The 19,680-nt window shown below is 69.4% G+C and carries 19 protein-coding genes; 11 read left to right on the top strand and 8 right to left on the bottom strand.

Annotated elements, in window-relative coordinates:
* Positions 1–13: 13 nt before the first annotated feature.
* Together KB221_13590 and KB221_13595 are read left to right on the top strand one after the other, a co-directional pair.
* Positions 14–2,083, top strand: coding sequence for a S46 family peptidase (locus KB221_13590; protein WIY69099.1), 2,070 nt, complete (start codon positions 14–16; stop codon positions 2,081–2,083).
* Positions 2,084–2,280: 197 nt separating this feature from the next.
* The gene (locus KB221_13595) at positions 2,281–4,353 is read left to right on the top strand and encodes a S46 family peptidase (protein WIY69100.1); all 2,073 of its coding nucleotides are present in this window, start codon (positions 2,281–2,283) and stop codon (positions 4,351–4,353) included.
* Positions 4,354–4,522: 169 nt separating this feature from the next.
* Here KB221_13595 and pgsA read toward each other — a convergent pair whose 3' ends face one another.
* The 6 genes from pgsA to KB221_13625 form a co-directional block, all read right to left on the bottom strand.
* Positions 4,523–5,158: a CDP-diacylglycerol--glycerol-3-phosphate 3-phosphatidyltransferase gene (pgsA, locus tag KB221_13600; protein WIY69101.1), complete on the bottom strand. Its 636-nt coding sequence runs from the start codon at positions 5,156–5,158 to the stop codon at positions 4,523–4,525.
* Between the two features lie 69 nt (positions 5,159–5,227).
* Complete coding sequence (locus KB221_13605; protein ID WIY69102.1) at positions 5,228–5,854, bottom strand: carbonic anhydrase; 627 nt, start codon at positions 5,852–5,854, stop codon at positions 5,228–5,230.
* A gap of 71 nt (positions 5,855–5,925) precedes the next feature.
* Positions 5,926–6,234, bottom strand: a complete 309-nt coding sequence (locus KB221_13610) for a YdeI/OmpD-associated family protein (GenBank protein ID WIY69103.1) — start codon at positions 6,232–6,234, stop codon at positions 5,926–5,928.
* Positions 6,235–6,260: 26 nt separating this feature from the next.
* Complete coding sequence (gene uvrC / locus KB221_13615; protein ID WIY69104.1) at positions 6,261–8,168, bottom strand: excinuclease ABC subunit UvrC; 1,908 nt, start codon at positions 8,166–8,168, stop codon at positions 6,261–6,263.
* Positions 8,169–8,184: 16 nt separating this feature from the next.
* Positions 8,185–8,631, bottom strand: coding sequence for a DMT family transporter (locus KB221_13620; protein WIY69105.1), 447 nt, complete (start codon positions 8,629–8,631; stop codon positions 8,185–8,187).
* Between the two features lie 9 nt (positions 8,632–8,640).
* The gene (locus KB221_13625; protein ID WIY69106.1) at positions 8,641–9,114 is read right to left on the bottom strand and encodes an NUDIX domain-containing protein; all 474 of its coding nucleotides are present in this window, start codon (positions 9,112–9,114) and stop codon (positions 8,641–8,643) included.
* 152 nt (positions 9,115–9,266) lie between these two features.
* On the opposite strand from KB221_13625, the gene KB221_13630 reads away from it, so the two are divergent.
* From KB221_13630 to KB221_13660, 7 genes are all read left to right on the top strand, one after another.
* Positions 9,267–10,037 (top strand): SDR family oxidoreductase, encoded by a 771-nt coding sequence (locus tag KB221_13630; protein WIY69107.1) that lies wholly within the window; start codon positions 9,267–9,269, stop codon positions 10,035–10,037.
* A 69-nt stretch (positions 10,038–10,106) separates the two neighbouring features.
* Positions 10,107–10,445, top strand: a complete 339-nt coding sequence (gene folB / locus KB221_13635; protein ID WIY70932.1) for a dihydroneopterin aldolase — start codon at positions 10,107–10,109, stop codon at positions 10,443–10,445.
* A gap of 70 nt (positions 10,446–10,515) precedes the next feature.
* Positions 10,516–11,157, top strand: coding sequence for a hypothetical protein (locus KB221_13640; GenBank protein WIY69108.1), 642 nt, complete (start codon positions 10,516–10,518; stop codon positions 11,155–11,157).
* A 12-nt stretch (positions 11,158–11,169) separates the two neighbouring features.
* Positions 11,170–11,589, top strand: a complete 420-nt coding sequence (locus tag KB221_13645) for a hypothetical protein (protein ID WIY69109.1) — start codon at positions 11,170–11,172, stop codon at positions 11,587–11,589.
* Positions 11,590–11,698: 109 nt separating this feature from the next.
* Positions 11,699–11,986: a GNAT family N-acetyltransferase gene (locus KB221_13650; GenBank protein ID WIY69110.1), complete on the top strand. Its 288-nt coding sequence runs from the start codon at positions 11,699–11,701 to the stop codon at positions 11,984–11,986.
* A gap of 64 nt (positions 11,987–12,050) precedes the next feature.
* A complete protein-coding gene (locus tag KB221_13655; protein WIY69111.1) occupies positions 12,051–12,563 on the top strand; it encodes a hypothetical protein in 513 nt (170 codons plus the stop codon).
* A gap of 84 nt (positions 12,564–12,647) precedes the next feature.
* Entirely contained in the window at positions 12,648–13,274 is a 627-nt protein-coding gene (locus tag KB221_13660) for a DUF4126 domain-containing protein (protein WIY69112.1), read from the top strand.
* A gap of 19 nt (positions 13,275–13,293) precedes the next feature.
* Here the strand turns inward: KB221_13660 and dusA are convergent, their stop codons facing one another.
* Together dusA and KB221_13670 are read right to left on the bottom strand one after the other, a co-directional pair.
* Entirely contained in the window at positions 13,294–14,280 is a 987-nt protein-coding gene (gene dusA / locus KB221_13665; protein ID WIY70933.1) for a tRNA dihydrouridine(20/20a) synthase DusA, read from the bottom strand.
* Between the two features lie 68 nt (positions 14,281–14,348).
* Complete coding sequence (locus KB221_13670; protein ID WIY69113.1) at positions 14,349–16,205, bottom strand: monovalent cation:proton antiporter-2 (CPA2) family protein; 1,857 nt, start codon at positions 16,203–16,205, stop codon at positions 14,349–14,351.
* A 161-nt stretch (positions 16,206–16,366) separates the two neighbouring features.
* On the opposite strand from KB221_13670, the gene KB221_13675 reads away from it, so the two are divergent.
* Positions 16,367–18,229 carry a von Willebrand factor type A domain-containing protein gene (locus tag KB221_13675; GenBank protein WIY69114.1) on the top strand — a complete coding sequence of 621 codons (1,863 nt, stop codon included), beginning with the start codon at positions 16,367–16,369 and terminating at the stop codon, positions 18,227–18,229.
* Between the two features lie 179 nt (positions 18,230–18,408).
* Positions 18,409–19,599, top strand: a complete 1,191-nt coding sequence (locus tag KB221_13680; GenBank protein WIY69115.1) for a winged helix-turn-helix domain-containing protein — start codon at positions 18,409–18,411, stop codon at positions 19,597–19,599.
* The last annotated feature ends 81 nt before the right edge of the window (positions 19,600–19,680 follow it).

Consider the following 19,680-nt stretch of genomic DNA (forward strand, 5'->3'; position numbering starts at 1 on the left):
GAGATTTCGCAGAATGCTGCTTCGTTCGCTCCGCTCCGCCGTGTCGGCAACCGCCTCCATCGCCGCCGTCGCCGGCGTGCTGGCCCTGATGGCCACGCCCTCCACAGCCCGCGCCGACGAAGGCATGTGGACGTTCGACAACTTCCCCATCCAGACGGTGAACGACAAATACGGCACCCGGATCGACCAGGCGTGGCTGGACCGGGTCCGCAACGCCGCTGTCCGTATCCAGGGCTGCTCGGCCTCGTTCGTGTCGGATCAGGGCCTGATCCTGACCAACTGGCACTGCGTCGTCGGCTGCGCCCAGGAGCTGTCCTCGCCCGAGCAGGACTATGTAAAGAACGGCTTCCTGACCGCCAACCGCGAAGAGGAAAAGCGTTGCCCCGGCCAGACCGCTGAAGTGCTGGTCGACATCGTCGATGTGACAGACCGGGTGCTGGCCGCCGGTGCCGGCCTGGAAGGCGCCGCCTTCAACGCCGCCCGCACCGCCGAGACCAACGCCATCCAGACCGAGGCCTGCGCCGGCGATCCCAAGTTCAACTGTCAGGTGATCAGCTTCTACCGCGGCGGTCGCTACGCGATGTACAAATTCCGCCGCTATGACGACGTGCGGCTGGTGTTCGCCCCCGAGAACCAGGCCGCCTTCTTCGGTGGGGACCCCGACAATTTCAACTTCCCGCGCTACGCCCTCGATGCCGGCTTCCTGCGCGCCTATGAGGACGGCCGTCCGGTCGAAAGCCCGGGCTTCCTGCGCTGGAACCCGAACGCTCCGGCCGAGGGCGACCCGGTCTTCGTGGCCGGCAACCCCGGCTCGACCTCGCGCCTGCTGACCATGAGCCAGCTGGAGCGTCTGCGCGATCAGCAGCTCCCGCTGACCCTGATCCAGAGCTCGGAACTGCGCGGCCGCCTGCTGGAGTATTCGCTGACCGGCGACGAGGCCAAGCGCACCTCCTTCGACCCGATCTTCGGCCTCGAGAACGGCTTCAAGGCCCAGTACGGCCAGCATCAGGCGCTGCTCGATCCGGCGTTCCTCGGTGCCCGGCGCGACGCCGAGACCGAGCTGCGCGCGGGCGTGGCGGCCGATCCGGCCCTCGTCGCCCGCATCGGCGATCCGTGGAGCGATCTGGAGCAGATTCAGGGGACGGCGCGGGAACTCTACCTGCCCTTCCGCCAGCTGGAACAGTCGGCGGGCGGCGGCTCGACCCTGTACCAGATGGCGCGGGCCCTGGTGCGCGCGTCCAAGAATACGGCGATGACCGAGGCGCAGCGCGCCCGGATGGCCGCCGCCGTGGGCGCCGAGACGCCGATCTCGATGGAGATGGAGGAAATCCGCCTCCGCTACTGGCTGTCCAAGACCCGCGAATATCTGACGGTTGACCATCCGGAGGTGAAGACGCTGCTGGGCCGTGAAAGCCCGGAAGCCCTGGCCGACCGGCTGATCTCGACGACCCGGATGGGCGACGCCGCCTTCCGCGCCCAGGCCGCGGCGATGACCACGGAAGAGATGGCGGCCGCCGATCCGCTGCTGGCCTTCATCATCGCCAATGACGCCGCCGCCTCGGCGATCGGCGCGCGCTGGGCCGCCGAGGTCAACGCCCCGACCGCCCGCGCCGCCGAAAAGGTCGCCCAGGCCCGGTTTGCGGTCTACGGCACCAACCAGTATCCGGACGCCACCTTCTCGCTGCGCCTGTCGTACGGCCGGGTCGAGGGCTGGAGCTATCGCGGCGTCACCGTGCCGGCCTTCACCTATATGGGCGGCCTGTACGAGCGGGCGACGGGCGCCGAGCCGTTCAACGCGGCCCAGGCCTTCATCGACAACCGTAGCCGGGTGAACATGGACACCGTCTATGACTTCTCCTCGACCAACGACATCATCGGCGGCAACTCGGGTTCGCCCGTGATCAACGCCGCCGGCGAAGTCATCGGCGCGGCCTTCGACGGCAACATCCACTCGCTGGGCGGGGCCTATGGCTATGACGGCACCCTGAACCGGACGGTGTCGGTGTCGACGGCGGCCATCACGGAAGCCCTGCGCAACATCTACCCGAGCCCGCACCTGCTGGAAGAGCTGGGGGTTCGGTAAGCAGTCTCCTCCCTGTTGGCGAAGCCAATGGGGAGGGGGACCGCCGGCACGGCGGTGGAGGGGCTGGTTCCCCATCTGCCCTTCGTGAGCTAGCGTAAAAATCTGAGCCAACCGGAGGGGTCAGCGCGCGAGCGTCGACCCCTCCACCACTTCGTGGTCCCCCTCCCCATCGCGGGCGATGGGGAGGAGACAAGAACATGCGCCTCACCCCCGCCCTCGCCGCCGCCCTGCTGACCCTCGCCGCCGGCTCCGCCGCGCGCGCCGAGGAAGGGATGTGGACGTTCGACAACTTCCCCATCGCCCGCGCCAACGCCACCCTGGGGACCAACATCGACCAGGCCTGGCTGGACCGGGTGCGGCTGAGTTCGGTCAAGTTCGGCGGCTGTTCGGCGGGCGTCGTCTCGGCCGAGGGGCTGGTGATGACCAACAACCACTGCGTCGCCACCTGCGTGGCCAATCTGTCGACCCAGGCGGTCAACTACGCCGAGACCGGCTTCACGCCGCGCACCCGCGAGGAAGAGCGCAAATGCCCGGGCGGGACGGCGGAAATCCTGACCGACATCACGGACGTGACGGGGCGGATGCATGCGGCCGGCGCGGGGCTGGAAGGCCAGGCCTTCACCCGGGCGCGCGACGCCGAGGCGGGCCGGATAGAGCAGGAAGCCTGCGGCGGCGATGCGACCAGACGCTGTCAGGTCGTGAGCCTGTACCGCGGCGGCCAGTTCAAACTCTACACCTACAAGAAATACAGCGACGTCCGGCTGGCCTTCGCGCCCGAGGACCGGGCGGCGACCTTCGGCGGCGATCTCGACAATTTCAGCTTCCCCCGCTTCGCCATCGATGCGGCCTTCATCCGCCTGTATGAGAACGATGCGCCGGCAGCGACGCCGACCCATTTCGTGTGGAACGCCTCGCAGCCGGTCGAGGGCACGCCGGTGTTCGTCACCGGCAGCCCCGGCGCGACGCAACGCCTGCTGACCCAGGACCAGCTGTTCACCATCCGCGACGTGGTCCTGCCGATGGACCAGCTGCTGGCCAGTGAACTGCGCGGGCGACTGATCCGCTATGCCGCGGAGAGCGAGACCCGCGCCTTCGAGGCGATGGATCCGATCGTCGGGCTCGAGAACACCTACAAGCGCGGCCTCGGCCGGATGCGGGCCCTGACCGATCCCGGCTTCATGGCCATGAAGGCCGAACAGGAAACCAACTTCCGCGCCCGCGCCGAAGCCGGGGCCGGCGACGCCAATCCCTGGACGACGCTGAGCGCCGCCCAGCCGATCGTGCGCGACCTCTATCCCGCCATGGCCCTGCTGGAAGGCGGCACGGGCATGGGGACCACGCCGGTCGCCGGCGGGTCGCAGCTGTTCAGCTGGGCCCGGACGCTGGTGCGCGGAGCGCAGGAGCGGGCGAAACCGTCAGCCGAACGCCTGCCGGAATACGCCGACAGCCGTCTGTCCGGCGTCCAGTCCGGCCTGTTCGCCGAGCGGCCGGTCTATCCGGGCCTCGAGCAGGTGCGGATGGAATGGTGGCTGTCCAAGACTCGGGAATGGCTGACCGTCGACGATCCCCGCGTGCGCGGTCTGCTGGGCCGCGAGTCGCCCGAGCAGCTGTCGGCCCGCCTGATCGAGGGCACGACCCTGGCCGATCCGGCCGTGCGCCGCGCCCTGTGGGAAGGCGGCCTCGCCGCCGTCGAGGCCTCGCAGGACCCGCTGATCCAGTATCTGCTGTCGATCCAGGACGAGACGCGCGCCATCCGCTCGGAGTGGGAGGAGAAGGTCCAGGCCCCGACCGACCGCGCCTCGGAACGCCTGTCGACCCTGCGCTTCCAGGCCTATGGCGACAGCGTCTATCCGGATGCGACCGGCACGCTGCGGCTGACCTATGGCAAGATCGAGGGTTCGGACGTGCCGGGCCAGCGCTGGGGCCCCTTCACCACCTTCGACGGCCTGTGGGACCGGGCGACCGGCGCCCCGCCCTTCGACGTTGCGCCGCGGCTGCTGGCTGCCCGCGAGCGGATCGACGGCGACACGGTGATGAACATGACCCTGTCCTCGGACACCATCGGCGGATCGTCGGGCTCGCCCGTCGTCAATGCCGCCGGCGAGATCCTGGGCGCCAATTTCGACTCCACCGTCCTGACCCAGCGCAACGCCTATGGCTATGACCGCAACGTCAACCGCTCGGTGATCGTGACCACGGGCGCGGTGACGACGGCGCTGCGGGATGTGTACGGGATGGACGGGCTGGTGGCGGAGCTGGGGGTTCGGTGACGCGGGCCGGTGATTGGTGGTTGGTGATTGGTGGCTGGCCGCCACCGGTGCGATAGCGCGAGCAGCGCCGCCTTTCCGCCGCCAGTCGAGCGCAGTCACCAATCACCAGCCACCAATCACCTCCCAGCCGCGCCGGCCGGGACAGGGCGCGCGCCTGCTTCCGGAGCCCCTAGATCTGGCTCATCTTCTGCTGCGCCTTGGCGAAATACTGCCAGCCGGTCCAGACGGTGACGATGGCGGCGATCCAGATCAGGACGTAGGCGAAGGTCTGGAAATGCGGCTGCCATTCGAGCGGCAGGCCGAAGCCGTCCCACAGCAGGACCAGTTGCAGGGCACCCAGGGCGACCATCTGCAGGACGGTCTTCCACTTGGCCAGCAGGGTGACCGGCAGTTTGACCTTGCCGGCGACGGTCTCGCGCAGGGCAGAGACGGCGAACTCGCGGAACAGGATCAGGCCGCAGGGAATGGCGATCTGCGGCAGGGCGCCCCAGGCCAGGACGCCGAGGATGGCGCCGGTGATCAGAACCTTGTCGGCGATCGGATCGAGGATGGCACCCCAGCGGGTCGTCGAGTGCCAGCGCCGGGCCAGGAAGCCGTCGACCCAGTCGGTCGAGGCCGCGACCACGAAGATCACGAAGGCCGTGCGCCCGAAGCGGAACTGGTCATCCGGGCTCAGATAGTCGGACATGAAGGGAATGCCCTGCGGTGCCGCCCCCGCCAGGATCAGGAACATGATCACCCCGGCGATCAGCCGCAGGCCGGTCAGGATGTTCGGGATGGGGTTGGCGTGGGGATTGGGTGTCATGGGGCGCTCCGATACCTCAAACGCGATCTGCCACGCTTCGCTCCATGAAGCGAGACTTCGGACCGGCCTCTAGTCTGTGAGCGAGACGAAGGTGTCATCGCGCAGGGAGCGCAGGACGCCGTCGGCGATGCCGAAATGCACGCCGCTGAGCGCCAGGGTGCCCGCCGCCTCGCGCTCGGCGATCCACGGGAAGGTGCGCAGATTCTCCAGCGACAGCCGGACCACCGCCTCCTCGGCCGCCCGCTCTGCTTCCTCCGGCTGGCAGGCCTCGCAGACGCGGCGCACCACCGGCGCGCCCTGGGCGACCCAGGGGGCGACGAAGTCCTGGCAGTTGTCGGGGGCGCCATAGCGCATGGCGTTGACCCCGCCGCAGTGGGCGTGGCCCATCACCATGATGCGTGAGACGCCCAGCACCTTGACCCCGAACTCCAGCGCCGCGGACACCCCGTGCAGCTGGCCGTCGGGCTCATAGGGCGGCACCAGGTTGGCGACGTTGCGGACCACGAACAGCTGGCCGGGCGCGGTATCGAAGATAAGCGCGGGGTCGGCGCGACTGTCGGAACAGGCCACCACGAGGGTGTGCGGCTTCTGGCCTTTCGAGGCCAGCGCCTCGTATTCGGCCTTGGCGGCGGGCCAGTGGTCCTCACGGAAACGGCGGTAGCCGGAGAGCAGGGCGTCGCGGGATTCGTCGGTCATGGGGTCGGTATAGGCAATACGTTCAAGCGGGGGGAGAGTAACATTGGGCCGCAAGGGCAGCCGGGCCGTGGCTAGCGCCTGCGCGGTGTCCCATCGACCAGAACCGCCTGTTGCCAGCGGCCGGGTGCCTTGTCGGTGCGGTGGATGCAGCCCGCCCAGCAGCAGGGGCGCTTCTTGCCTTCCTGCATTTCCTCGATCGTCCGCTGGATGCGGCGCTGGCGGGTCGCGGGCTGTTTGGCGTCCTCGACCCAGCAGATGAATTCATTGCGGCCCAGCGGCGTCAGCCCCTGCCACAGCGCAAGGACGTCCGGGTCGGACTGGATGGCGGATCGAAGGTCGTCGCCGGCGACATGGACGACGCCCTCAGCAAACCCGGTCATGCGGCCTCCCTTCCCGAGCCCCTACCCTAACCCCGCCCCTCCGGGTGGAAGAAGCCGTAAATCCGCTCCGCCAGCGGCTGGTTGATCCCCTCGACCTTGACCAGATCGACCACCGCGGCGCGGCCGACGCCCTTGGCCGAGCCGAAGGCGTGGAGCAGGGCCTTCTTGCGGCCAGGACCGACGCCCTCGATCTCGTCGAGCGGGTTCTTCTTGATGTCCATTGAGCGGCGGGTGCGGTGGGCGCCGTTGGCGAAACGGTGCGCCTCGTCGCGCAGGCGCTGGATGTAGTAGAGGGCCGGCGACTTCAGCGGCATCATGAAGGGCGGCTTGCCCGGCATGAAGAAATGCTCCTTGCCGGCGTCGCGGTCCGGGCCCTTGGCCACGCCGACCGCCAGGATGTCGTCCAGACCCAGGTCGGCGAGAACAGCCAGCACCTCGGCCAGCTGGCCCGCGCCGCCGTCGATCAGCAGCAGGTCGGGGCGGACCACCTCTTCCCCCGCGTCCTCGTCCTTCACCAGACGGCCGAAGCGGCGGCGCATGACCTCGCGCATCATGCCGTAGTCGTCGCCGGGGGTCAGGTCCTCGCCGCGGATGTTGAACTTCCGGTACTGCGACTTCTGGAAGCCCTCGGGCCCGGCCACGACCATGCCGCCAACGGCATTGGTCCCCTGGATGTGGGCATTGTCGTAGATCTCGATCCGCTCGGGCCGACTGTCGAGACCGAAGGCCTCGCAGACCTCGTCGAGGATTTTGCCCTGCGCAGACCCTTCCGCCATCTTACGGCCCAGTGCCTCGCGGGCGTTAGTCAGGGCGTGGTCGACGAGGCCCAGCTTGTCGCCGCGCATCGGGCGGGCGATCTCGACCTTGCCTCTCTTCGATTCATTCGCGGCCTTCATCGAGAAGGCCTCCTCCAGCAGCTCCAGCTCATGCGGCCGGACGTTGGACAGGATCAGGCGCGGGATCGGCTTGTCCTCGTAGAACTGGCCAAGGAAGGCGGCGAGGATTTCGGGATCGGTGTCCGCCCGGTCGACGCGCGGGAAATAGGCCCGGCCGCCCCAGTTCTGGCCGCCGCGATAGAAGAAGACTTGGACGCAGGCCTGTCCGCCCTCGCTGAACAGGGCGAAGACGTCGGCCTCGGCGACGCCGTCGGCGCTGACGGAATTCTCCATCGAGATGGCCGACAGGGCGCGAATGCGGTCGCGCACGCGGGCGGCCTGTTCATAGTCCATGGCCTCGGCGGCGGCGCTCATCTCGTCGGACAGGCGGGCGATCACGGCGCGCGACTTGCCCTTCAGGAAGGCCGAGGCCTCGTCGACCAGGCCGGCGTAGTCCTCGAGCGAGATCAGGCCGGTGCAGGGGGCCGAGCAGCGCTTGATCTGATGCAGCATGCACGGCCGGGTGCGGGTCTCGTAGACGCTGTCCGAACAGGAGCGCAGCAGGAAGGCCTTCTGCAGGGTGTTCAGGGTCCGGTTCACCGCCCAGGTCGAGGCGAAGGGGCCGAAATAGTCGCCGGGCGTGGTGTGGGCCCCGCGGTGCTTGCGGACCTGCGGCGCGCGATGGTCCTTGCGGATCATCAGTTCGGCGAACGACTTGTCGTCGCGGAGCACGACGTTGAACCGGGGCTTCAGCTGTTTGATGAAGCTGGATTCGAGCAGCAGGGCCTCGGTCTCGGAGGCGGTGATGACCAGCTCCATCGAGCGGGTCAGGGACACCATCAGGCCGATGCGCTGGGTGTGGAACCGGCCCTGCGCATACTGGAGGATGCGCTTCTTGATCGACTTCGCCTTGCCGACATAGAGGCAGGTCCCGTCCTCGCCATACATGCGGTAGACGCCCGGCTTGTCCGGGGCCCGGCGCGCCTCGTCGCGGATCAGGTCGGCGGCCTTCAGGGCACCGGCTTCGGTCTCGCTTTCAGGAATCGGGGCCTCGGTCATCGGGACCGATATAGGCCTAGAAGCGACGGACCATAAGGACGCCGGCCAGAACCAGCGCGATGCCGGCGATGCGGCCGAGGCTGATCGGATGCTGCGGCGCGCCGAAGGCTCCGAAATGGTCGAGGATGAGGCCGACCAGCAGCTGGCCGGCGACCATCAGGGTGATGGTCAGGGCCACGCCGAGACGGGGCACGCCCCAGGCCGCGGCCACCACGAAGATCGCGCCATAGAGGCCGCCGATCCAGGCATACCAGGGCAGCCCCCGCGCCGCCGCCACGTCGGGCTTGGCCTGCAGGATCATGGCGAGGATGCCCAGCGCCGCCGTGCCGATGGCGAAGGAGACAAAGGCGGCGTTCACCGGCGAGCCGACGGCACCCATCATCTTGGCGTTGGTCGGCGCCTGGAGGGCGGTCGCGCCGCCCGCGAGGACGACGGCGATCATGGCGAAGAGGTTGGGGTTCATCGGGTCTGGCTACCAGCTTGTCGCGATGTACGCACCGCCGAAAATCTCCCCCAGCCGGTCCCGCGTCGCGCGGTGTGTATCGTCCGGCAGCGCCGCCGGGTCGAACCAGCCGATGTCCGCTATCTCGCCTTGGCTGGTGCGATCGGTCATCGAGAAGCGGTCGATGCGGTAGACGAGGACATGGTCGCCGCGGAAGAAGCGTTCGTTGGCATGGACGCTGATCAGGACCGGGCGGCCCTCGACGATGAGGCCGGCCTCCTCGCGCAGCTCGCGGATGAGGGCATCCTCACAGGTCTGGCCGCGCTCGACGCCGCCGCCGGGCAGCCACCAGCCGTGCAGATAGGTGTGTTTGACCAGCAGCACGCGGCCCTCGCCATCCACCGCCACGCCGCGCACGCCCAGGGTCATCCCCTGGCTGATCCGCGACCAGGCGAAGAACAGGGGGCGGGTGAAGGGCTCGATCCGGGTGCGCCACGTCGTCATGGGGCGACGATAGGCCGTCATGCGTTCTTGAACAGCAGGGCGCGGGGCTTTATTGCGGGCGCGCTAAAGGAGCGTTTCCATGCTGGCCCTCTACATCATCCTCGGCTTCGTCGCCGTTCTCGCCCTGATCAATTTCGTCGAGTTCGGCCGGGTTGACTGAGGCCCTCGCCCGCTCCGGTGAACGGCGGCGCGCCGCCCTGGTCACCGGCGGGGCGAAGCGCATCGGCCGGGCGATCTGTCTTGAGCTGGCCGCCGCCGGGTTCGACCTGGCGATCCACCATCGCGATTCGGGCGAGGACGCCGCGCGGCTGGCTGATGAGATTCGCGCCATGGGCCGGCGTGCCGTCTGCCTGTCAGCCGACCTCGCGGACGCGGACGCGACCGGGGCCCTGATCGGCCGGGCCGTCGAGGCGCTCGGCCCCGTTTCGGTGCTGGTCAACAACGCCTCGGTCTTCGCCGATGACCGGCTGGATAGCCTGACCGGCGAGAGCTGGTCGTCGCATATGGACGTCAATCTGCGCGCGCCGGTGATGCTGGCCCAGGCCTTCGCGGCCCAGGCACCGGACGGCTCGGCCATCATCAATATTCTGGATCAGCGGGTGCTGAAGCCCGATCCGCGCTTCTTCTCCTACGGCCTGTCCAAATCCGCCCTTTGGGTCGCGACCCGGACCATGGCGCAGGCCCTGGCACCGCGTATCCGGGTCAATGGCGTCGGGCCCGGACCGACCCTGCCGTCGGTGCATCAGGCCGCGGGCGAGTTCGAGGCCGAGGCCCGGGCCACGCCGCTGCAACGCGCCGGCAGCCCGGAGGCCGTGGCCCAGGCCGTGCTCTGGCTGGTGGATGCCGGCCAGGTGACTGGCCAGATGATTGCCGTCGACGGGGGCCAGCACCTGGCGTGGCAGACCCCGGACATTGTGGAGTAGGCCGTGACCGTTTCCCCCCTGCCCTTCCCCGCCGCCCCGGTCTCTGGCGACAGCCCCCGTCGCGAGGGCCTGACCGTGTTCGTGCGCGGCCTGCGGGTCGAGGCGGGCATCGGCGTGCACGACCACGAGCAGGGACGGCTGCAGCCGCTGATCATCGACGTGACGCTGGCGCTGGCGCCCGCGCCGGTCGAGCGGCTGGCCGACACCATCAACTATGAGACCGTGGCCCAGGCGGCCCGCGCCATTGTCGACGAGGGGCATGTCGGACTGGTCGAGACCTTTGCCGAAAGACTGGCCGCGGCCTGCCTCGATGACGTGCGGGTGCGGCGCTGCACCGTGCGGATCGAAAAGCCCGGCGCGCTGGAGGCCGCCGCGGCCGCCGGCTGCGAGGTGGTGCTGGCGCGCTGATCGCTCGCCCTCGGCGGTTGCGCCGGACGCGAGGCGCGGTCATTACTTGGACCGGACTGAAGGATATCCGATGGCCGAACCCGGCGATCTTCCCCCCACGGACGCCCCCCTGGATGACCATGGGAACGACCATGACGACGACCTGATCGGTTTCGCCACCCCGGCGTCGCTGCTGGGCCGTCTGCGCGTTGAGCCTGAACCGGAACCCGTGCCGGAACCTGAGCCCGAACCCGAGCCGGAACCGGAGCCTGAGGAAGACCTGGTCGAGGACGAGCCCCTCCCGCCGGAGTCGGCGCCGGTCGAGGCCGGTTCGGTCTTCGCAACCTCGCGCGAGTTCACGACCCGCCGGCACCGACGCGACGAGGGGGCCGCCCTGCCGGGCGGCGGTCTGGGCCTGTACGCCGTCTACGCCCTGATCCTGTTCGCCGTGCCGACCATGGGCGTGTCGGCCGCGATCGGCCTGTTCGCCGTCACCGGACGGCCCGGGCCGGAGGACGATCTCTCGGCGTCACACTTCATCTATCAGCGCCGGACCCTGTGGGCCGCGGCGGTGGCGGCGGTGGCGGGGGTGATCCTGCTGGCCGCGCCGTTTGCGCTGGGCGTGCCGATTCTGTTCGGTCTGGCGATCTGGATGGTTCTTCGCGGGGCCAGAGGCGTTTGGACCCTGAAGTCCGGCCGCGAAATCGCTGATCCGCGCGGCTGGTGGATCTGACGGAGACACCCCATGGCCGACGCCACGCCCGACCGACCGCCGGAACCCCGCTTCGCACCGGGCCATGAATCCGAAGGCCGGCCGGCGGCGCTGATCGCCTGGGGCCTGTACATCCTGTCCCTGCCCAGCGCGAACCTGCTGGTCATCGTCGGCCTGATCGTCGCCTATGCGGGCCGCGGCGGTTCGGATGGCCTGTCACGCGCCCATATCGACGCCCAGATCGGCCTGTTCTGGTCCGTGTTCTGGTGGACCATCCTGCTGTGGATCGGCATCGGGGTCTGCACCGTCGCCTTCTTCGCCGTACCGGCCATGGGCCTGGTCCTGATCCCTGTCGCCTTGCTGCTGGGGCTCAGCCTGCTGTTCCTGACGGTCTGGTTCACGATCAAGAGCCTCATCGGCCTGTTCAACCTGCTCGGCGACCGGGCCCCCTGAGTGCGTCGGGATTGCTGACAAAGGCCGACTTTCACCGGTTTTCGGGGAACAGGTTCGCGGACTGCCGAGTTGGCTGGGTGTCCGCTATCCGACACGGCCGAGGCCTCCCATGACCGATCTTCGCGACGTAATGACCGACCAGCGGTTCGAACAGGGGTTCTCTGATCCCGAGGGTCAGTTGCGCACCGTCTTCGCAGACTATGCGGTGCAGGGGAACACACGCGTGATCCTGCACGTCGAGGCCGACCCGGCCCTGCGCGGCACGGGCGCGGCGGGCCGGTTCATGCAGGCGCTCGCCGAGCATGCGCGGGCCGAGGGCCTGACGCTGGCACCGCGCTGCAGCTACGCCGTCGCCTGGCTGAAGCGGCATCCGGAGTTTGACGACATCCAGACCTGACCAAAGGCCCGTGCTGGCGTTCAGCCTTGCGTTGTGGTGGACTGCCCCCCTGGGGGTTTGCGTCATGTACAGTCTGTTGAGGGCCGCTGCGGCGGCTATTGTGTTGCTGGCTGTGCCAGGCGTCGCCCAGGCGCAGGCCTGGGTCGACTGGGGCGAACGATCAGCGCGGGAATTGATCACCGCCGAGCATGGTACCGTCACCGAGGTGACGGTGGGAGCCGACGGCGAACTGCACATCTATGCGACGTTCGACGGCTGGCTGCACATGCTGCTCATCGGGACGGACTGCAACGGGCAGGGCACGAACCAGCGGTGCAAACGGCTGGGCTTCAACGCCCTGTTCGAGGTGGATGACACGACCCGCGCGCTGGCGCTGGAGCGCGAGATGATCCTCGCCTTCGTGGCGGACATGGCGGACGGGGAGGATCTGGTCCTCCACCGCGAGGTCGACCTGACCGGCGGCGTTCCGCTGGTCAACATCCGGGCGCAGCTGGATCGGTTCATCCGCACCTGTGAACAGGCCTCCGACCAGATCTGGCCCGCGACGGACGGCAAGGGACCGACCAAGCCGCGTTAGCCTCGTCTGACGGCGACTGGGCAAAGCCGATGGAGCGTACAGCCGTTCCCGCGCATTGTGTGAGGAACGACGCGGAGCCGCCCCATGCCCGACCTCGACCTGTCCTCCCTCAGCGCCGCCGCGGGGCCGATGCAGACCTGGGTGCTGCCGGCCTTGCTGGGGCTCGGCCTGGCCTCGGCGACCGGGCTGCGCACCTTCCTGCCGCTGCTGATGCTGGCCCTGGCGGCGAAGTTCGAAATGTTCGGCGTGCGGCTGATCGACCAGATGGACTGGCTGGTCTCATGGCCGGCCATCGCGGCGCTGGCGACGGCGACCGTGGCGGAGTTCGCGGGCGACAAGGTGCCGGCCATCGACCACGGACTGAACGCCATCGGCTATGTGACCCGGCCGATCGCAGGCGCGGTGGCGGCGGGCAGCGTGTTCTGGAACGTCGACCCGTCGACGGCGGCCATCGCCGGCCTGATCGTCGGTGCCCCGGCGGCCCTGGCCTTCAACGCGGCCCAGACCGGGGTGAGGGTCGGATCGACGGCGACCACGGGCGGGCTGGGCAATCCGTTGGTCTCCCTGGTCGAGGACGTGCTGGCCTTCCTGACCGTGATCGTGGCCTTCCTGGTGCCGATCCTGATCCCGATTGTGATGATCGTGGTCGCGGTCGTGGTGTTCCGGCTGGCATGGCGGATACGCGACCGGCGCGAGCCAGGGACGGCCTAGAGGGGCGCGAAAGCCGGGATCAGGCCGCCTCGCCGCGCTGTTCCAGCCGCGCCTCGGCCTCGCGGACGGCGTCCACGGCCCGGTCGACCACGTCCAGACCCGCGCCGGCCGGGATGGACTCGACCGTCAGGATGCGGCGGAAAGCCCGGGCGCCGGGGCGGCCGTGCATCAGGCCAAGCATGTGCCGGGTCATGGCCGGCAGAAGCACGCCCTCCTCCAGCCGCGCGGCCAGATAGGGGCGGTAGCGATCGATGGCCGCATAGGCGTCCACGTCCGGCGTCGCGGCCCCATAGAGGCGGCGGTCGGCCTGACCGAGTATGGCCGGCTCATGATAGGCGGCCCGGCCCATCATGACGCCGTCCAGCGACACCCCGTCGCTGACGTCGAGATGGGCCTCGGCCTCGTCCAGCGAGGTGATGCCGCCGTTGATCGAGATCGAAAGATGGGGCCGCTCGCGCTTCAGACGCCGCACCAGCGCGTAGTCGAGGGGCGGCACGTCGCGGTTCTCTTTCGGCGACAGGCCCTTCAACCAGGCCATGCGGGCGTGGACGATAAAGTCCTCAATCCCGACGGCAGCGCAGGCGTCGACGGTGGCGAACAGCGAGACCTGCGGGTCCTGGTCGTCGACGCCGATGCGGCATTTGACGGTGGCGGGCACGGAGACCGCTTCCTTGATCGCGGCCATACAGTCGGCGACCAGTCCGGGCTCGCGCATCAGGCAGGCACCGAACCGGCCCGACTGGACCCGGTCGGAGGGGCAGCCGACGTTCAGATTGATCTCGTCATAGCCAAAGGCCTCGCCGATCCGCGCGGCCTCGGCCAGCTGGGCCGGGTCCGAGCCGCCCAGCTGCAGGGCCACGGGATGTTCGACGGCGTCGAAGCCCAGCAAACGCTGCTGGTCGCCGTGCAGCACCGCCGGAGCGGTCACCATCTCGGTATAGAGCAGGGCCTCGGCCGTCAGGGCGCGATGGAACGCCCGGCAGTGCCGGTCGGTCCAGTCCATCATGGGCGCGATCGAGAGACGGCGGTTCATCGGGCGCGGGCTCTACACCAAAGCGGGCGCGGACGCGACTGTCAGGCCTCGGCCCTTTCGCGCTCGTCCTCGTCCTCCAGCACCTCGGCTGCCTCCTCGTTGAGCGCCTGGCCCTCGCGGCGGGGTTTGACGTAGGGGGCGGGCTGGGGCGTGGCGATGTTGCCGCGCATCAGGGAGCGTCCGGCCTGGAGCCCGCCGGAGAGCTGGAGGGTGAACCGCTCCTCGTCGCGGCGGCGGACGTCCTCGATGGTTTCGCGCGCCTCCTCGTCGGAGAAGCCGAGGTCGATCAGCACCTGATGGCCGAAGACCAGGGCGCTCTCGAAGGTCTCGCGCAGCTGATACTCCACCCCGGCCTCGACCAGACGCATGGAGTGGCCGCGGTCGAAGGCGCGGACGAACAGCTTGGTCAGGGGGAATTCGGCCTTGACCAGTTCGACGATGCGGTCGGCGACCTCCGGCTTGTCGACGCAGACGAGGATGGTCTCGGCACCCTCCGCTCCGGAAGCGCGCAACACATCCAGGCGCGAGCCATCGCCATAGAAGACCTTGAACCCGAAATTGCCGGCGGCCTGGATCATCTCGACATCCATGTCGATGATCGAGACGTCGACATCTCGGGCCAGCAGGGGCTGGGACACGACCTGGGCGAAGCGGCCGAAGCCAATGATCAGCACGCGTTCGCGCAGGTTGTCGGCGCGGTCTACGCCTTCGGCGTCGTCGGGCGACAGGGCCTCGTTCGGGCGCAGCCGGTCGGCCAGCATGACGCGGAGCGGGGTCAGGGCCATGGACAGGATGACCACGGCCGAGAGGATGGCGGCGGTGCGGGCGTCGAACAGGCCGGCGGCGAAGGCGGTGGAATAGAGGACGAAGGCGAACTCGCCGCCCTCGCCCATCAGGGCGGCGCGCAGAAGGCCCTCGCCGTGCTTCTGGCGGATACGGGCCACGGCGTAGACCGCGACCATCTTGGCGGACATGAAGGCGGCCAGCCCGCCCAGCACCCAGGCCCAGTCGGCGATGACCACGCGCAGGTCGAGCGACATGCCGACACTGAGGAAGAACAGGCCCAGCAGCAGACCGCGGAAGGGTTCGACGTCGGCCTCGAGCTGGTGGCGGAAGGTCGATTCCGACAGCAGCACGCCGGCGAGGAAGGCACCCATGGCCATCGACAGGCCACCGAGGTTCATCGCGTAAGCCGCCCCCAGCACAACGAACAGGGCGCCCATGGTCATCACCTCGCGGCCGCCGTAGCGGGCCAGAAGGCGGAAGAAGGGGTTCACGATCCAGCGGCCGGCGACATAGACCCCGGCCACGGCGGCGATGGCCAGGCCGATGGTCAGCCAGATCGGATAGCCGGTCTCGACCGAGGAGCCGTAGGCACCCGCCAGCACCGCCACCAGCGCCAGCAGCGGCACGATGGCCAGGTCCTCGAACAGCAGGATGGAGACCACGCGCTGCCCCCCGGGTTCGACGTTCTCGTTCCGCTCCTGCAGCAGCTGCATGACGATGGCGGTCGACGAAAGGGCGAAGCCGAAGCCGGCGATCAGGGCGGCGTACCAAGCCAGCCCGGCCGCCATGGCGATGCCGGTCAGCAGCAGGGCGCAGGCGATCACCTGCACGGCCCCGAGGCCGAAGATCTCCTTGCGCAGGCTCCACAGCCGGGCGGGCCGCATCTCAAGGCCGATGATGAACAGGAACATGACGACGCCGAACTCGGCGACGTGCAGCACGGACTGGGGGTCACGCACCACGCCGAGCGCGGAGGGTCCGATCAGCAGGCCGGCGGCCAGATAGCCGAGCACGGCGCCGAGGCCGAAGCGGCGGAACAGGGTGGCGGCGACGACCATGGCCGCCAGCAGCGCCACCGCGTGGCCCAGTCCCATGCTGGTCGTCTCGTGCATCTCGCGTCCCCTGCGGCGTCGCTGGATAGTGGGGGGAGATGCGTCGATGCGCCACCCCGGGCCCCGTGATCCGCCGTCAGACTTCGTCAGAACTGCGCGCCACAGTTTCGCCAGAGGCCGGGCGGCCTCATGGGGATCACACAACCAAGGGGAGACGCGCGATGTCGAAACGTCCGTTGAAACAGACCCTCGTCGGGCTGGTCAGCCTGGCCCTGGCCGCGCCGATGGCACCCCTGCCGGTGATGGCCCAGGAGGGCCGGCCGATCGATCCCGACAAGCCGTCGGACGGCGTCGTCTCCCCCGCCGCCTGTCAGGTGTTCGGCTTTACCCTGCCGGAAGACCGGGCCGCGACGACCTATGCCGCGCGCAGCGGCGGCGTGCCGATGTATGCGCCGCCGCCACCCCCGCCGCCGCCTCCGCCCCCGCCGCCAGGCGCGGCCGCTGCGGAAATGAACGACGTCGTCGTCACCGGGAGCCGGGTTCCCGGCGGGTCAGTGGTCACCGCGTCGCCGGTGATTTCCGGCGGCGTCATCGCGCCCAACGCGCCGCCGCCCGGGATCATCGCGCCGCCCCGCCCCGTCGACACCGAACGCTATCCCGACGCCACGCCCAACCCGGTGCGCCGCGTCGCCGACGAGCCGGTCTCGACCTTCTCGATCGACGTGGACACGGCCAGCTATTCAAATGTCCGGCGCTTCATCGACGAGGGCCGCGCCCCGCCGGCGGACTCGGTCCGGGTCGAGGAGCTGATCAACTATTTCGACTATGGCTATGACCGGCCGACCTCGGCGACCCAGCCGTTCGCCATCACTACGGCGGTGACGGACTCACCCTGGGCACCGGGGCGGCAGATCGTCCATGTCGCCCTGCAGGGCTATGAACTGCCCGAAGCCGAGCGCCGGCCGCTGAACCTGACCTTCCTCGTCGACGTATCCGGCTCGATGAGCAGCCCGGACAAGCTGGCCCTGGCGCAGAAGTCGATGAACCTGATCATCGACCGGCTGCGGCCGCAGGACACGGCGGCGGTGACCTTCTACGCCGAGGGAGCGGGCACGCGGCTGGCCCCGACGCCGGGCGACCAGAAGCTGAAGCTGCGCTGCGCCGTGGCCAGTCTGTACGCCTCGGGCGGCACGGCCGGCGCGACCGGCATGACCAATGCCTATGACCAGGCGCAGGCCAATTTCGCCCGCGACCGGGTCAACCGGATCCTGATGTTCACGGACGGCGACTTCAACGTCGGCGTCACCGACAACCTGCGCCTCGAGGACTATGTCGAGGCCAGGCGGGAAACCGGCATCTATCTGTCGGTCTATGGCTTCGGGCGCGGCAACTACCAGGACGCGCGGATGCAGACGATCGCCCAGGCCGGCAACGGGACGGCGGCCTATGTCGACGACCTGAACGAGGCGCGCCGGCTGTTCGGTCCGGCGTTTGACCGGGGGGCCTTCCCCATCGCCGACGACGTCAAGATCCAGGTCGAGTTCAACCCGGCGCGGGTCAGCGAATACCGGCTGATCGGCTATGAGACCCGGCTGCTCAACGAGGCCGATTTCAACAACGACCGCGTCGACGCCGGCGAGGTCGGATCCGGTGCCTCGGTGACGGCGCTGTACGAGATCACCCCGGTCGGCGGCCCCAGCCAGATGGGTGAGCGGCGCTATCCCGAGAACCGCAACAGCCTCGGCGTCGGCGGCGGCGATCCGGACGGCGAGGTCGGCTTCGTGCAGGTCCGCTTCAAACTGCCGGGCGAGCGGGACTCGCGCCTGATGCAACGGGTGCTGGCGAATGCGCCCAACCCGGGTGCCGCGCGGGCGCAGCCGCCGGAAAGCACCCGCTGGGCCATCGCCGTGGCCGCCTTCGGCCAGCGGCTGCGCGGCGACCCCTGGCTCGGCGACGGCTTCGACTGGGACGCCGTGCTGCAGCTGGCGCAGGGCGCGCGCGGCGAGGACCCTTACGGTGAACGGGCCGAGTTCGTGCAGATCGTCCGGGCGGCCCAGGGGTTGCCGGCGCGGGCGGTGCCGTAGATCAGTTTCCTTCTCCCCTTGGGAGAAGGTGGCCCGAAGGGCCGGATGTGGGTCGGCAGGTTGAAGCGGCGAAGCCGCCCCGGGACGGCCGACCCACACCCTTTCGCCTTGCCGATCGCTTCGCTCCCGGAGGCTCAAGCCCTCTCCCAATGGGAGAGGGAAAGCGGCATTGTTGTCCCGTGACCGACACCCTCTCCCCGAAGACCGCCCGCCGCATCGCCCTGGCCGCCCAAGGGTTCGGGCGCGCGCAGCCCGCCGCCCCCGGCCGCAGCCATGTTCGCGACGTCGCCCGGCGGCTGGGCGTGATCCAGATCGACAGCGTCAACGTCGTCACCCGCACCCACTATCTGCCCGGCTTCTCGCGGCTGGGGGACTATCCGCGCGAGGCGCTGGAGACCGAGGCCTGGGGGACGCGGCGGGGGCTGTTCGAATACTGGGGGCATGAGGCCTCGTTGCTGCCGCTGGAGCTGCAGCCGCTGCTGCGCTGGCGGATGGAGCGGGCGAAGGACGGGGCCATGTGGACCGGCCTGTCCCGCTTCGGGCGCGAGAAGGCCGACTATATCGAAGGGGTGCTGGCCGAGATCGAACGGCGCGGACCGGTGACCGGCGGCGACTTCGCGACCGGACCTCGCGGCGCGCCCGGCTGGTGGTCTTGGTCGGACGGCAAGCGGGCGCTGGAGTGGCTGTTCTGGGCCGGGCTGATCACCACGAAGACGCGCAACGGTTTCGAGCGCGTCTATGACCTGACCGAACGCGCCCTGCCCGCGCGGATCGTCGACCTGCCGACGCCGACCGAGGCCGAAGCGCAGCGGGAGCTGGTGCTTATCTCGGCGCGGGCCATGGGCGTGGCAACGGCGGCGGACCTGCGCGACTATTTCCGCCTGCCGCTGGCCGATGCGCGGGAGCGGGTGGCGGAACTGGTCGAGGCCGGCGAGCTGACGCCCGTCGCGGTCAAGGGCTGGCGGCAGCCGGCGTATCTGGCGGCGGGCGCGAAGACGCCGCGCAAGGTGACGGGCTCCGCCCTGCTGTCGCCGTTCGACAATCTGATCTGGACCCGTGACCGCACCGAGCGGCTGTTCGGAGTCAAGGTGCGGCTGGAGATCTACACCCCCGCCCACAAGCGGGCGCACGGCTACTATGTCCTGCCCTTCCTCGAGGACGAGGCGATCACGGCGCGGGTCGATCTGAAGTCCGACCGCAAGGCGGGCGTTCTGCTGGTGCAGGCGGCCTGGCGCGAGCCGGATGCGACGCCGGAAACCGCCGCGCGGCTGGCGGTCGAGCTGCGGCGGATGGCGGGATGGCTGGGGCTGGCGGAGGTCGAGGTCGTCGGGAAGGGGGACCTGGCGGAGGCGCTGAAGGGGGCGCTCTAACCCGCTATCGTCATTCCGGGCGAAGCGTAGCGGAGACCCGGAACCCAGCGGCGCGCGAGAGCGCGAAGCTGTCGCGGACAG

The sequence above is a fragment of the Aquidulcibacter paucihalophilus genome (assembly GCA_030285985.1).
Lineage (GTDB): Bacteria > Pseudomonadota > Alphaproteobacteria > Caulobacterales > Caulobacteraceae > Brevundimonas.

What these genes read in the sequence shown, in the direction of transcription:
- KB221_13590 (WIY69099.1), top strand. Translation starts at nt 14, where the DNA reads ATGCTGCTTCGTTCGCTCCGCTCCGCCGTGTCGGCAACCGCCTCCATC.
- KB221_13595 (WIY69100.1), top strand. Translation starts at nt 2,281, where the DNA reads ATGCGCCTCACCCCCGCCCTCGCCGCCGCCCTGCTGACCCTCGCCGCC.
- pgsA (WIY69101.1), bottom strand. Translation starts at nt 5,158, where the DNA reads ATGACACCCAATCCCCACGCCAACCCCATCCCGAACATCCTGACCGGC.
- KB221_13605 (WIY69102.1), bottom strand. Translation starts at nt 5,854, where the DNA reads ATGACCGACGAATCCCGCGACGCCCTGCTCTCCGGCTACCGCCGTTTC.
- KB221_13610 (WIY69103.1), bottom strand. Translation starts at nt 6,234, where the DNA reads ATGACCGGGTTTGCTGAGGGCGTCGTCCATGTCGCCGGCGACGACCTT.
- uvrC (WIY69104.1), bottom strand. Translation starts at nt 8,168, where the DNA reads ATGACCGAGGCCCCGATTCCTGAAAGCGAGACCGAAGCCGGTGCCCTG.
- KB221_13620 (WIY69105.1), bottom strand. Translation starts at nt 8,631, where the DNA reads ATGAACCCCAACCTCTTCGCCATGATCGCCGTCGTCCTCGCGGGCGGC.
- KB221_13625 (WIY69106.1), bottom strand. Translation starts at nt 9,114, where the DNA reads ATGACGACGTGGCGCACCCGGATCGAGCCCTTCACCCGCCCCCTGTTC.
- KB221_13640 (WIY69108.1), top strand. Translation starts at nt 10,516, where the DNA reads ATGGCCGAACCCGGCGATCTTCCCCCCACGGACGCCCCCCTGGATGAC.
- KB221_13645 (WIY69109.1), top strand. Translation starts at nt 11,170, where the DNA reads ATGGCCGACGCCACGCCCGACCGACCGCCGGAACCCCGCTTCGCACCG.
- KB221_13650 (WIY69110.1), top strand. Translation starts at nt 11,699, where the DNA reads ATGACCGATCTTCGCGACGTAATGACCGACCAGCGGTTCGAACAGGGG.
- KB221_13655 (WIY69111.1), top strand. Translation starts at nt 12,051, where the DNA reads ATGTACAGTCTGTTGAGGGCCGCTGCGGCGGCTATTGTGTTGCTGGCT.
- KB221_13660 (WIY69112.1), top strand. Translation starts at nt 12,648, where the DNA reads ATGCCCGACCTCGACCTGTCCTCCCTCAGCGCCGCCGCGGGGCCGATG.
- dusA (WIY70933.1), bottom strand. Translation starts at nt 14,280, where the DNA reads ATGATGGACTGGACCGACCGGCACTGCCGGGCGTTCCATCGCGCCCTG.
- KB221_13670 (WIY69113.1), bottom strand. Translation starts at nt 16,205, where the DNA reads ATGCACGAGACGACCAGCATGGGACTGGGCCACGCGGTGGCGCTGCTG.
- KB221_13675 (WIY69114.1), top strand. Translation starts at nt 16,367, where the DNA reads ATGTCGAAACGTCCGTTGAAACAGACCCTCGTCGGGCTGGTCAGCCTG.